The 13187-nt window shown below is 57.7% G+C and carries 13 protein-coding genes; 5 read left to right on the forward strand and 8 right to left on the reverse strand.

All coding sequences use genetic code 11. From position 1 onward, the window contains the following. The first annotated feature begins 280 nt into the window (after nucleotides 1-280). The 5 genes from MFP24_RS10275 to MFP24_RS10295 are packed head-to-tail and all read left to right on the forward strand — an operon-like array spanning nucleotide 281 to nucleotide 4934. Entirely contained in the window at nucleotides 281-997 is a 717-nt protein-coding gene (locus MFP24_RS10275) for an ABC transporter permease (RefSeq protein ID WP_249230457.1), read from the forward strand. Beyond that, on the forward strand, nucleotides 997-1731 hold the full coding sequence (locus MFP24_RS10280) for an ABC transporter permease (RefSeq protein ID WP_249230458.1): 735 nt from the start codon (nucleotides 997-999) through the stop codon (nucleotides 1729-1731). The genes MFP24_RS10275 and MFP24_RS10280 overlap by 1 nt, the downstream gene beginning before the upstream one ends. Further along, a complete protein-coding gene (locus MFP24_RS10285; RefSeq protein ID WP_249230459.1) occupies nucleotides 1728-2492 on the forward strand; it encodes an ABC transporter ATP-binding protein in 765 nt (254 codons plus the stop codon). The genes MFP24_RS10280 and MFP24_RS10285 overlap by 4 nt, the downstream gene beginning before the upstream one ends. Nucleotides 2493-2542: 50 nt before the next feature. Continuing rightward, complete coding sequence (locus MFP24_RS10290; RefSeq protein ID WP_318011336.1) at nucleotides 2543-3412, forward strand: transporter substrate-binding domain-containing protein; 870 nt, start codon at nucleotides 2543-2545, stop codon at nucleotides 3410-3412. A 58-nt stretch (nucleotides 3413-3470) separates the two neighbouring features. Next, nucleotides 3471-4934 carry a M20 family metallopeptidase gene (locus tag MFP24_RS10295; protein ID WP_249230461.1) on the forward strand — a complete coding sequence of 488 codons (1464 nt, stop codon included), beginning with the start codon at nucleotides 3471-3473 and terminating at the stop codon, nucleotides 4932-4934. A 424-nt stretch (nucleotides 4935-5358) separates the two neighbouring features. Here MFP24_RS10295 and trpS read toward each other — a convergent pair whose 3' ends face one another. The 8 genes from trpS to hofQ all read right to left on the reverse strand — a co-directional run bounded on the left by trpS (nucleotide 5359) and on the right by hofQ (nucleotide 13129). Next, entirely contained in the window at nucleotides 5359-6363 is a 1005-nt protein-coding gene (gene trpS, locus MFP24_RS10300) for a tryptophan--tRNA ligase (RefSeq protein WP_249230462.1), read from the reverse strand. Continuing rightward, entirely contained in the window at nucleotides 6360-7064 is a 705-nt protein-coding gene (locus MFP24_RS10305; protein ID WP_249230463.1) for a phosphoglycolate phosphatase, read from the reverse strand. The genes trpS and MFP24_RS10305 overlap by 4 nt, the downstream gene beginning before the upstream one ends. Continuing rightward, nucleotides 7057-7734 carry a ribulose-phosphate 3-epimerase gene (rpe, locus tag MFP24_RS10310; protein ID WP_249230464.1) on the reverse strand — a complete coding sequence of 226 codons (678 nt, stop codon included), beginning with the start codon at nucleotides 7732-7734 and terminating at the stop codon, nucleotides 7057-7059. The genes MFP24_RS10305 and rpe overlap by 8 nt, the downstream gene beginning before the upstream one ends. Nucleotides 7735-7881: 147 nt before the next feature. Further along, nucleotides 7882-8694, reverse strand: coding sequence for an adenine-specific DNA-methyltransferase (gene dam / locus MFP24_RS10315; protein ID WP_249230465.1), 813 nt, complete (start codon nucleotides 8692-8694; stop codon nucleotides 7882-7884). Nucleotides 8695-8774: 80 nt separating this feature from the next. Continuing rightward, nucleotides 8775-9716 (reverse strand): SPOR domain-containing protein, encoded by a 942-nt coding sequence (locus tag MFP24_RS10320; RefSeq protein WP_249230466.1) that lies wholly within the window; start codon nucleotides 9714-9716, stop codon nucleotides 8775-8777. 149 nt (nucleotides 9717-9865) lie between these two features. Continuing rightward, nucleotides 9866-10951: a 3-dehydroquinate synthase gene (aroB, locus tag MFP24_RS10325; RefSeq protein WP_249230467.1), complete on the reverse strand. Its 1086-nt coding sequence runs from the start codon at nucleotides 10949-10951 to the stop codon at nucleotides 9866-9868. A 51-nt stretch (nucleotides 10952-11002) separates the two neighbouring features. Next, on the reverse strand, nucleotides 11003-11524 hold the full coding sequence (aroK, locus tag MFP24_RS10330; protein WP_249230468.1) for a shikimate kinase AroK: 522 nt from the start codon (nucleotides 11522-11524) through the stop codon (nucleotides 11003-11005). 333 nt (nucleotides 11525-11857) lie between these two features. Then, complete coding sequence (gene hofQ / locus MFP24_RS10335) at nucleotides 11858-13129, reverse strand: DNA uptake porin HofQ (RefSeq protein WP_249230469.1); 1272 nt, start codon at nucleotides 13127-13129, stop codon at nucleotides 11858-11860. Between the last annotated feature and the right edge of the window lie 58 nt (nucleotides 13130-13187).

The following is a 13187-nucleotide window of genomic DNA, read 5'->3' on the forward strand; positions in this document are numbered from 1 at the left end:
CGCACCAGCATAAGGCAACGCACCGAAATGAAGCATAACAATGCACTAATTTGATGGCGCCTCGCCGCAAGCATCACTTTAGTGCTTTACCCTGCCGCCTATCTCCCTTATTTTAGCTAAGTTCAAAATAATGAATACGCAAATTATATGAATAAATAGTCAATGCCTGAAGCGGCGCAACCTGGTCCGGATATTGCTTTGCATCCTAAGTGTTTTACCCGATGCGCCGACAATAGCGCGCCGACGCCGGAACAGACAATAAGCATTTGGGAGCTACTTTGTGGAAGAGGTTACGTTCTGGCAACTCATCAGTTTTGGTGAGAATGGCTGGGGGAAATTATTACTGATTGGCACGGCAATGACCATCGCCCTGGCGACCTGCGGCTTTGTGCTCGGCGCACTGATTGGCGCCATCGGGGCATGGTCGAAAATTTGCGGCAATCGTCCGGTACGCTATCTGGCCGATGCCTATACCACCATCACCCGCGGCATACCGGACCTGCTGATCATCTACCTGCTCTATTTCGGCGGCAGTTCGGCGCTTACCCTGATCGCCAGGCTGTGGGGCAGCAATGAGTTTCTGGGCTTTCCCGGCTTTCTCGCCGGGGTCATCGCCGTGGGTATCTCTTCCGGCGCGCAGCAGACCGAAGTGTACCGCGGCGCGTTCTATGCCGTTTCCCAGGGTGAAATAGAAGCCGCCAAAGCCTGCGGCATGCCCACCCTGCTGCGCCTGCGACGCATCATTATGCCGCTGCTGCTGCGCCACGCCATCCCGGCGCTGGGCAACGTCTGGCAGCTGGTGCTGAAAGCCTCGGCGCTGGTGTCGGTCACCGGCGTCGCGGAGCTGTTGACCCAGTCGCAGACCGGCGCCGGCTCGACGGGCAAACCGTTCGACTTCTTTATGGCCGCGGCCATGCTGTATCTGCTTATTTCTCTCGCTTCCGGCTGGATTATGCGCCGGGCGGAGTCTCATTATTCCCGGGGTGTGAAGCGCTGATGGATTTTCCCTTTCTTTACCAGACGTTTCTGGAAATCATTCCCGGCATCCCTCTTACGCTGCAACTGGCCGTCGGCTCGGTGTCGCTGGGATTTTTTCTGGCGCTGGGGCTGGCGCTGATGCAGCTTTCCGGCAACCCGGTTCTGCGCAGCATTGCCCGCACCTATGTGCTGTTTTTCCGCGGCACGCCGCTGCTGGTGCAGCTGTTCCTCATCTATTACGGCCTGGGGCAGTTTCCCTGGGTCAGGGAGAGCGTTCTGTGGCCGCTGCTGCGGGAACCCTACTGGTGCGCGCTGCTCTCGCTGACGCTATGCACCGGGGCCTACGCCAGTGAAATTATCCGCGGCGGATTGCAATCCGTACCGGACGGGCAGATAGAAGCGGCCCGCGCCTGCGGCATGCCGTCACGGATGATCTTTAAGCGCATTGTTTTCCCGCTGGCCATACGCCAGGCGCTGCCGGCCTATGGCAATGAGCTGATCTCGATGATCAAATCAACCTCGCTGGCCTCCATTATCACCCTGATGGAAATCACCGGCATTGCCGCGCGCCTCATCGCGGAAACCTACCGGGCGCTGGAAGTTTTTCTGGTCGCCGGGGCGATCTACTTATTTATCAACCTTATCCTGACGCGTCTGCTGCTGTGGGCGGAGTTCACCGTTACCCCGCATTTACGCGCGCCGGGCGCGCCATCGGCGGCAAAGAAAATCAAGAAATTGGGAGACCTGCAATGACCACGCCTGCGATCAGCCTGCGCAACATTCACAAAAGCTTCGGCTCGCTGGAGGTGCTGAAAGGGATCTCTTTTGAAGCCGCCCAGGGCGAAGTCATTTCCATTCTTGGCTCATCCGGTTCGGGGAAATCCACCCTGCTGCGCTGTATCAACATGCTGGAGCTTCCCGATCGGGGCGAAATCATCGTCGCCGGCGAATCCATCGAAATGAAGCCCAACCGCAATGGGCAAAGCCGGCCGTCCAATCCCAAACAGATCGACCGCATTCGCACCCAGCTCGGCATGGTGTTTCAGAACTTTAACCTGTGGTCGCACAAAACGGTGCTGGAAAACGTGATCGAAGCGCCGGTGCACGTGTTAAAGCGCCCCCACGCGGAGAGCGTGGAGCGCGCCGAGCAGCTGCTGGAAAAGGTCGGCCTGGCGGACAAGCGGCACTATTACCCGTCCCACCTTTCCGGCGGCCAGCAGCAGCGGGCGGCCATTGCCCGCGCGCTGGCGATGGCGCCGAAAGTGATGCTGTTCGACGAACCGACCTCGGCGCTCGATCCGGAACTGGTCGGCGAAGTGTTGCGCGTGATGCGTACGCTGGCCGACGAGGGTATGACCATGCTGGTGGTAACCCATGAGATGGATTTCGCCCGTGAAGTCTCCAATCGCGTGGTGTTCCTCCATCAGGGAGAAATCGAGGAGCAGGGAACGCCGCAGCAGGTTTTCACCGCCAGCCGGTCCGCCCGTTTCCGGCAGTTTATCGCCAGCTGGTAGGCCATCAATTCAATGAGTAAGCAATAACACCACACCGGGAGAATCGTTCCATCATGAAAGCAAAATTAAAAATGATCGCCTGTTCACTGTGCCTGGCAAGCACGCTGGTCGCGTCTTTCAGCGCCGCGGCGCAAGAGAAAAAATGGACCACGGTGCGCATCGCCACCGAAGGGGCTTTCCATCCTTATAATTTCACCAAGCCCGACGGTACGCTGGACGGCTTTGAAATCGAACTGTACAAAGTGCTGTGCGACAGTATGCAAGTGAAGTGTCAAATCATCGTGCAGCCGTTCACCAGCACCATTCCGGCGCTGAACGCGGGCAAGTTCGACGCCATCATTTCCGGCATGTCCGCCACGGACAAACGCAGGGAAGTCATCGACTTCAGCCAACCCTATACCCAGGCAGGGCAAACCTTCGCCGTACTGAAATCCAGCCCCTTGACCGGACAGTTCCCCGACGCGGGCAAACGCTTCTCGCTTAAACCGGAAAACGAAGCCGTGGCGCGGGAAGAAATCGAAAAGCTGAAACCGCTGCTGCAAGGCAAAACCATCGGCGTGCAGTCCGCCTCTATCGCCAGCACCTTTCTGGATAACTATCTCAAAGGGGTGATGAAAGTGCGCGAGTATAAAACCACCCAGGAACACGATCTTGATTTGAAAGCCGGCCGCGTCGATCTGGTTATCGCCTCCGCCGCCTATCTGAAAGGCATTACCGAAAAACCCGGCAATGCCGATATCGTCACCCCCGGCCCGCAGTTTATCGGCGGCATTCTGGGCAGCGGCTCCTCCGTCGGCCTGCGTAAAGGCGATCCCGAACTGAAAGCCCTGTTTAACGCCGCGATTGAGAAAGCCAAAAACGACGGCACGCTGAAAACGCTGAGTGAAAAATGGTTCGGCATGGACACCTCGCCGCTTTAAGTCCGGCGGAAAAAACCTTGTCGACCTCTCTTACGGAAAAATAACGAGCATATAGCACATGAATTCAATACAGACAGAAGGGAGCTTGCCCTCTATCGACCGTCAAACCGTCGCGGAAATCTGCGAGCTGATTGCCGGCAAACGCCAGCAATTCTTCGCCCTGAGCGACGGCATCTGGGATACCCCGGAGCTGAACTATGAGGAGTATCGCTCGGCGGCGCAGCACCAAGCGGTGCTGGAAGCGGAAGGTTTTCGCCTGACCACCGGCATTGCCGGGATGCCGACGGCCCTGCTGGGCGAGTTCGGCCGCGGAGCGCCGGTTATCGCCATCCTTGGCGAATACGACGCGCTGCCGGGGCTAAGCCAGCAGGCTAACGTGGCCGAGCCTAAACCGCTGGAAAACGGCGGCAACGGACACGGTTGCGGGCATAACCTGCTCGGCACCGCCGCCTTGCAGGCGGCGACGGCGGTCAAGGATTACCTGCAAAAACACGACATTCCGGGGACGGTGCGTTTTTACGGCTGCCCGGCGGAAGAAGGCGGCTCGTCGAAAGGCTTTATGGTCAAGGCCGGGGTGTTTGACGATGTCGATATCGCCATCTGCTGGCATCCCGCCACCTTTACCGGCGTCAATAGCCCGGTATCGCTGGCCTGCAACGAGCTGAACTTCTACTTCAAGGGCCGGGCCTCCCACGCCGCCAGCAGTCCGCACCTCGGCCGCAGCGCCCTGGACGCCGTGGAGCTGATGAACGTCGGCGTCAACTATATGCGCGAGCATATGCCCTCCTCCGCCAGGGTGCATTACGCCATTACCGACAGCGGCGGCCACGCGCCCAACGTGGTGCAGGCCAACGCCACGGTGCGATATCTGGTGCGCGCCCGCCAGTTGCCGGAGCTGCACCAGTTGGTCAAACGGGTGAAAAAGATCGCCGCAGGCGCGGCGCTGATGACCGAAACCGAAGTCAGCAGCGAGGTGCTGAGCGGCGACGCCAACCTGATCGGCAATCCGCCGCTGGAGCAGCGCATGCATGAGCATTTGCTGGCGCTCGGGCCGATCGCCTTCGACGAGGCCGATCGCCAACTGGCGGCGACGTTCCAGGCGGCGCTGAGCGCGGAGGATATCGCCGAGTCTTACGCCCGCTTCGGCGTGAAGCCGCAACCGGGGCTGACGCTGCACGACGGCATCTATCCGCTTTACAGCCCCAACGAAGCCTTTATCGGCTCAACCGATGTGGGGACGGTAAGCTGGGTGGTGCCGACGGTGCAAATTCGCAGCGCCACCTACGCCATCGGCACGCCGGCGCACTCATGGCAGCTGGTCGCGCAGGGGAAAACCGCGGCGGCGCACAAGGGAATGGAGTATGCCGCCAAAGCGATGGCCTCTCTGGCGGTAGACCTGCTGCTGACGCCTGATTTAATCAGCCAGGCCAAAGCCGACCATCAGGCCAAGCTGCAACAGACGCCGTTTGAGAACCCGATACCGGATGAGGTTTCCCCGCCGCTCCCGCGGAGTGAGAGATAAAGCAGGAAGGTCGGGCAGAGCGGGAATTCTCCCCCTTATCAGCTGTCTCTTATACACAAATGCTGAGGCTCATGCCGGGTTTTGCCGTTATCCGGCGTAAAAAATTATGCAGCGGTGGACTTGACCGCCGAGTGAGCCGCATGGATGCGGCGAAAGCCAGTGCCGCGTCGGGAACGCGTCACTGGCGGCTCGAATAGCGGTTAAGAACACCGATGGCACCGCGCAGCGGCATAATTTCAGCCGGAAGCCAGAGGTCAAGGAGCTGCGGCGACTGAGCGCTCCTTGTCGGGCGCGTGCTACGATGTGGCATAAAAATACCTTTCATTTCGCGCACGAAATAACACTGAACTCACATATACCGTTAACAGTATATGTGACTAAGAGACAGCCCTTATCAGGGGGAGAATAAGGGAATAGCCGGGCGTTACGGACGGGCGACAAAACCCACGGCGTCGTACACTCTCTTCAGGGTCTGCTGCGCGCGGGCGCCGGCTTTTTCAGCGCCGTCGCGCATCACCTGCTGCAGGAAGGCTTCATTATTGCGGAAACGGTGGTAACGCTCCTGCAATTCGCTCAGCATACCGGATACCGCGTCGGCGACCGCCCCTTTCAGGTGGCCGTACATCTTGCCGCTGAACTCCTGCTCCAGTTCGGCAATGGTTTTCCCGCTTACCGCCGCAAGAATATCCAGCAGGTTGGACACCCCGGCTTTATTCGCCACGTCATAGCGCACCACCGGCGGCTCATCGGAGTCGGTTACCGCACGTTTGATTTTCTTCACCACCGACTTCGGATCTTCCAGCAGGCCGATGACGTTGTTGCGGTTTTCGTCGGACTTGGACATCTTTTTGCTCGGATCCAGCAAAGACATCACCCGCGCGCCCGACTTCGGTATAAACGGCTCCGGCACTTTGAAAGTGTCGCCGTAAAGCGTATTGAAGCGCTGGGCGATATCGCGGCTCAGCTCCAGATGCTGCTTCTGATCTTCCCCCACCGGCACCTGCGCGGTCTGATACAGCAGGATATCGGCCGCCATCAGCACCGGATAATCAAACAAACCGGCATTGATGTTCTCTTCATAGCGCGCCGACTTATCTTTAAACTGCGTCATGCGGCTCAGTTCGCCGAAATAGGCGTAACAGTTCAGCACCCAGCTTAACTGGGTATGTTCGGGAACGTGCGACTGCACGAAGATGGTGCTTTTCTGCGGATCGATGCCGCAGGCCAGATAAAGCGCCAGCGTATCCAGCGTTGCCTTGCGTAGCTGCTGCGCATCCTGGCGTACCGTAATGGCATGCAAATCAACGATGCAATAGATGCAATCGTAGTCATCCTGCATATTAACCCACTGACGTAACGCACCCATGTAGTTGCCAATGGTCAATTCACCAGACGGCTGCGCGCCGCTAAATACAATGGGCTTGCTCATACTAATGTTTCCTGATTTTTTGAAGATAACGGCCCGACGAGGGGCAATAGGTCGGCAAAACGATCCAGCACCCGGTCCGGGCGGCTCAAGGCGATCGCTTCACCATAGTTATATCCGTAGGTCATACCGACGCAGGGGCAGCCGGCGGCCTGGGACGCCTGAATATCATTGCGGGAGTCGCCGACGAACAGCAGCTCGCCGGCCCGCAGTCCCAGCTTGCCCAGCACCAGATACAGCGGGGCCGGGTGGGGCTTTTTGGCGATAACGTCGTCACCGCCGATAATCAGGGAAAAATAGGCGGCAATGCCCAGCGACGCCAGCAAAGGTCCGACAAAAGGCGTGGGCTTATTGGTCACCACGGCCATGGGAAACCCCTGCCGCGCCAACTGCGCCAGCGTCTCTTTTACCTGCGGGAACAGCGCGCTGCCGCGCTCCGCCGTTTGCGCGTAATAGCGATCGAACTGCTCACGGGCGGCGCGGATGCGCTGCGGCGTAGGCTCCACGCCCGCCCAGCGCAGCGCCCGTTCGACCAGCACATCGGCGCCGTTGCCGATCCAGGCGGCGACCCGCGCTTCCCCCGCCGCCGGAAGCGACTGCGCCTGTAGCGCCAAATCCATCGCCTCGGCCAGTCCCGGCGCGCTGTTAATCAGCGTGCCGTCGAGGTCGAACGCCAGCCCGCGGATGCGCATCGCGTCATTCATGGGCCACCCGCGCCAATTCGCCGCGCATCTGATCGATTACCGAGCGGTAGTCCGGCTGGCTGAAAATGGCTGAGCCGGCGACAAACATATCGGCGCCCGCGGCGGCGATGGCGCCGATATTATCGACCTTGACGCCGCCGTCCACTTCCAGACGGATATCATAGCCGCTGTCGTCAATGCGCCGGCGCGCCTGACGCAGCTTATCCAGGGTGGCGGGGATAAAGGACTGCCCGCCGAAGCCGGGATTCACGGACATCAGCAAGATGATGTCCACTTTGTCCATCACGTAGTCGAGATAGCTCAGCGGCGTGGCGGGGTTAAAAACCAGACCGGCCTTGCAGCCGTGATCTTTGATCAATTGCAGAGAGCGATCGACGTGCTCCGAGGCCTCGGGATGGAAGGTGATGAAACTGGCCCCCGCCTGCGCGAAGTCGGGAATAAGGCGATCGACCGGCTTAACCATTAAATGCACATCAATCGGCGCGCTGATGCCGTAGTCCCGCAAGGACTTAAGCACCAGCGGACCAATGGTCAGATTAGGCACATAGTGGTTATCCATCACGTCAAAGTGAACCACGTCGGCGCCGGCCGCCAGCACCTTGGCGGTATCTTCGCCAAGCCGGGCGAAGTCGGCCGACAGAATAGACGGGGCGATTAAAAACGGTTTCATTCGCATCTCCAAACGATAAAGTCCGAACTCCTGCTGCCGGGATGGCGGTTGATCCATCATCCCGATCTGCGCAACCCAACCTGCGGTCAATCATACCCGGCCTGTCGCCGCGCTGTCCCGCCTAGCGTTGCCTATCGGCTTCGGGCGTCAGCAATACAGGGCCAGCAGTTCGTTCACTTTACTACGACCCAGAATATTGCGGCTAATGGTTCGGCGCGCTTTTACCACATAAAGTGAAGCATCCTGATACCACTCGCGGGTCAATACCGTATCGTGGTTGGAAATCAGCACCGGGATGCGGTATTCAACCGATAGGCGATGCGCCATGCGCGCCAGGTCTTGCTGGTCGACACTATTAAAATTATTGGTGTGGTACGCGGTAAAGTTAGCCGTCGCCGATAAGGGCGCGTAAGGGGGATCGCAATAAACCACCGACCCCGGCGCGGCTTTAATCAGCGTTTGCTGGTAGTGCTCGCAAACAAAGGTGGCGTTCCTGGCCTTAAAGGCGAACCAGCGAATTTCTTCTTCCGGGAAATAGGGCTTTTTATAACGCCCGAACGGCACATTAAATTCACCGCGCATGTTATAGCGGCACAGGCCGTTATAACAATGGCGATTGAGATAAAGAAACAATACCGCGCGCCGGTAGGCGTCAGAGCAAAGATTAAACTCCTGACGCAGCAGATAGAAAACCTCTGAAGTATTCACTTCATCAGTAAAAAGCTTGCGCGAGTCGCGGACAAAATCATCAGTATTCGACTTGACGATATTGTAGAGATTAATGAGATCGCTATTAATATCGGCCAATATATAGCTGTCGTACTCGGTATTCAAAAATACGGAACCCGCGCCGACAAAAGGCTCGATAAGGCAGTCTCCCTCGGGTAAGTAGCGACGAATCTCTTCCACCAGTGGATATTTGCCACCAGCCCATTTTAAAAAAGCGCGGTTTTTCTTCATGCCGTCGTTAGTTACTCTTACTTTATCAGAGCCGCGGATTGTACTCTGTGTCAGACAGCACATCAGGGCTAAAATTGGCGTTACTTATTCAAGTCCTGCTTCACCTGACGGATCGGCTTAACCCATGGTTTTTTCGCTTGTACATCAGCAGGTAGCGTTGCGATTGCCTGCCTTGCTTCTGCTGCAGAAGCATAGACTCCAGTAACTAACACATACCAGGATTTTCCGTCACGTTTAGTTTCATAAACCCATGAATGAGCCAGATTATGCTGCCTGGCGTAAGCTTTCAGCGTATCGGAACGGGAAGCGCCGCTCAGCTGCAAGGTAAAATGGCTGGCCGGCGCGTTTTGAATGGCGGCGCCCGACCCTGCCGCAGATCTGCCCGTCGCGGCGGGCGCCGCCGCTCTCTGCGTATTCGTTGCCGCCGGCCTGTCATTGCCGTGGGCGGAATTGCCGCCGCGCGCCGGCTTTTCAGCGGGCCGTTGCGTCGGCGCTTTAGCCGTTGGCGCAACCGTGGCGGGCGCCGTCGGCAGCGTTGAACCATCCGCCGCGCCTTGAGAAAATTCGTCAACGCGGCCCTGCTGCTGAGCAAGCGCGTCGGTAATATTTCCCGGCAGCTCGATGCGCTGCTGGCCGCTGACCGGCGGTTGAACCTGCGCTTGCGTCGGCGTATCGGAAACCGGCGGCGCGCTCAGCGTTTGCGGCGTCTGTCCGGCTGCGGCGGAAGGGTTCTCGACCGGCGCGGCGCTTTCCGTTGGCGTCGAGGGAGACGAAGAAGAAAGATCGATGCTCTTTTCACCCTGGCTCTGAGGCTGAGAGGTCTGCTGGTGAGAAGGCGCCTGCAAGGCGGAGCCGATACCGATAATCAGCAGCACCAGCACCAAAATCCCGATGGCGATCATCAGGTGTTGTCTGGAAAGCTCGATTTTCGGTACGGAAAAATGACTTCGTTTCTGCTGACGCGTTGGTCGACGATCACTGGTATCGGGCTTCAGTTCGTCTTCCGGCTTAAACTCATCCACTTAATACCCCCCAACTGAAAGGCTAAAATTCGCAATCCTGTTCCCGGAGCGAGTGATTAAATCATAACGCATTGTATTTTATTAACCATAAACCATCAGCGCCTATCTGTCGTTAACACATCTATGGTCAATAAAAACGGTAAAATGCCTTAGGCGAGACAATCAGCTATCGACGCCAGTACAATATCATGCGCTACGCCGCCACGGACTTCGGCATGACCGATAGACGTCGGCAGCACAAGACGCAGCTCGCCCGCCAGCACCTTCTTATCGCGCATCATATGGGGAAGATAAGATTCCGGCGCCATCTGCTCCGGCCCGTTAACCGGCAGACCGGCCCGCACCAATAGGGCCTTGATACGTTCGACGTCATCGGCGGAAAATTGCCCAAGACGCCGCGCCGCCTGCGCGGCCATCACCATTCCCGCGGCGACGCCCTCGCCGTGCAGCCAGTTGCCGTATCCCATCTCCGCCTCAATGGCATGACCGTAGGTATGCCCCAGGTTGAGCAGCGCCCGCATGCCGCTTTCGCGTTCATCCGCCGCCACCACCGCCGCTTTCAGTTCACAGCAGCGGCGGATACAGTAAGCCAGCGCATCGTGCTGCAATGCACGCAGCGCGTCGATATTTTCTTCCAGCCACACAAAGAAGTCGCGATCCAGAATAATGCCGTATTTGATGACTTCCGCCAGACCGGACGACAGTTCGCGCGCCGGCAGGGTTTTCAGGCAGTCCAGATCAACCACCACGGAGGCGGGCTGATAGAACGCGCCGATCATATTCTTGCCCAGCGGGTGATTCACCGCGGTTTTGCCGCCGACGGAAGAGTCAACCTGCGCCAGCAGCGAGGTCGGCACCTGAATAAAGCGCACGCCGCGCTGGTAGCTGGCGGCGGCAAAACCGGCCAAATCGCCAATCACGCCGCCGCCCAACGCCACAATCGTGGTGTCGCGGCCGTGCGGTTTTTCAAGCAGCGCGGTAAAAACCCGATCCAGCACGCTCAGGGACTTATATTTCTCCCCGTCCGGCAGAATGACCTGGTCGACGCGTACGCCGCTTTGTTCCAGCACGCGGCGCACCTGTTCAAGATAGAGAGGGGCCAACGTCTGGTTGGTCACCAGCATGGCCTGCTCCCCGGCCTTCAACGGCATAAAAGAAGCCGAATCATTAAACAATCCGGCGGCTATCGTAATGGGATAACTACGTTCCGCCAATGTTACGGTAATCCTTTCCATGCGCGTTCAATAACCTGTTGAAACCTGCGTACGCAGATGATGTCCTACACTTTAGTTGCTTTCCAGCATATTGATAATCTGGTTGGCAACTACCTTGGCGCTTTGCTCATCGGTTCGAATGGTGACATCGGCAATCTCTTGGTACAGCGGATTGCGCTCTCTCGCCAATTCTTCCAGCACTTCGCGCGGCGGCGCCTCAACCTGAAGCAGCGGGCGCTTTTTATCGCGCTGCGTACGAGCAAGCTGCTTCTCGATCGTCGTTTCAAGATAAACGACGACCCCGCGTGCTGAAAGACGGTTACGTGTTTCACGAGACTTGACCGAGCCCCCTCCCGTCGCCAGGACGATACCCTGTTTTTCCGTCAACTCATTAATGACTTTTTCTTCGCGTTCACGAAAGCCTTCTTCGCCTTCCACGTCGAATACCCAGCCCACATCAGCCCCGGTGCGTCGCTCAATTTCTTGATCGGAGTCGAAAAACTCCATATTGAGCTGTTGAGCTAACTGACGGCCAATAGTGCTTTTGCCGGCACCCATAGGCCCAACCAGAAAGATATTGCGTTTCTCTGCCATGTTTTTTGGTATTACTAAGACAATTCGTTAATGATAACCCGCCCCGCCAATCAACTCAGCGACGGGACCTAAACTGAAACCTCATGAGCGATAGTGCGAGAATCAGACAAAAAATTATCTCAATACTCAGGGTAGTTTGGCAACCGAATAAAATGCCACACTGGTTACAGGTGGCAATATAGTGTGTTTTATACACATTTTCGGCGGAACAACACTTCTGTGCTCAATTCGCTAACCCTTGTAAGCTAAATCCGCCGCAGCGTCAAACTTAGAAGCCATGAATCCGGCAAAATATTGCGCCGTTTTTTATGCCAACGGCGCATTCCAATACGTCTACGCCGGCGGAATTAACGTCGGGGTAATAAAAATAACCAGCTCGCGCCGCGCATGCTTTTGTACGCTACTTTTGAACAGATGCCCCAGCAGCGGAATATCGCCTAACCCCGGAACCTGGCTGACGCCACGCGTTTTTTGCTGCTGAAATATTCCGCCCAGCACAATGGTTTCCCCGTCGGCGACGGTGACCTGCGTCTGTATTTCCTGCTTATCGATGGCCAGCGCCTCGCCGTTGTCTCCCTGCTTGATCGTCTGTCCCGGCATATTCTGGCTAATCTTCAGATTGAGCGTAATCCGCCCGGCGCGCAGAATGCTGGGCGTCACCTCCATGCCCAGCACCGCCTCCTTGAATTCAATGGAGGTTGAGCCGCTGGCGCCGCTGGAGACCTGATAGGGAATTTCCGTCCCCTGCTTGATGCTGGCGGTTTGCTGATGCGCGGTAAACAGCCGCGGACTGGCGATGATCTCGACCTGATTTTCCTGCTCCAAAGCCATCAGCTCCAAATCCAGCAGGCGGCCGTTGAGCCGGGCCACATGGAAGCCGGCGCTGACCGCGGGCGTCTCCAGCGGCAAACTGACGGTAAAATTGCTTAGCCGCAGGGCGTTATTAGCCGAGTCGCCGGCCCCCAGACCCCAATTGACGCCCAGTTCCTGCAGGTTTTCACTGCTGATGGTCACGATATGCGCCGCCAGCTGCACCTGCGCCAGCGGCAGGTCCAGTTCATTCAGCCACGGCCGGAGCTGCTCCAGCGCGGCCTGCGTATCGCGGATCAGTAACCTGTTGGTGCGTTTATCCACGGTGACGCTACCCCGCTCAGTCATTAACACGCCGCGCTGGGCCTGAACGCTTGAAGCCACCTCGGCGGCATCGGCGTGCTGCAAGGCAACGGAAAGATTCTGCAACGGCCGGGTCTGCATCTGTCGGTCGAGGCGCTCTTCTTCTTGCAGCTGCAATTCGTCAAGGCGGGCGGCGGGATAAACCAGTAAAACATTGCCTTCCTGCGCCATGGTAAGCTGCCCCATATGCAAAACAATATCCAGCGCCTGCCGCCAGGGAACCTCCGCCAGCCGCAAACTGAGTTTCCCCTCCACGCCCGGCGCCACCACCAGATTCAACTGCCGGTGGTCCGCCAACGCCTGCAATATGCGGGCGATGGGCGACGCCTCGAAGGCGATGGATACCGGCTCCCTATGCTGCGCCGACGCCAAGGCGCTGACCCAAAAAAGTACCAACGAGACGGCGATTTTTTGCACTGATGGATACGTCATAACATTCCTTGTCTCAGAGAGCCGCCGATTTATTTTCTTTTCATTTTCCATCGCTGCG

It is taken from the genome of Brenneria tiliae, assembly GCF_023347575.1.
In the GTDB taxonomy this organism is placed as follows: domain Bacteria; phylum Pseudomonadota; class Gammaproteobacteria; order Enterobacterales; family Enterobacteriaceae; genus Brenneria; species Brenneria corticis.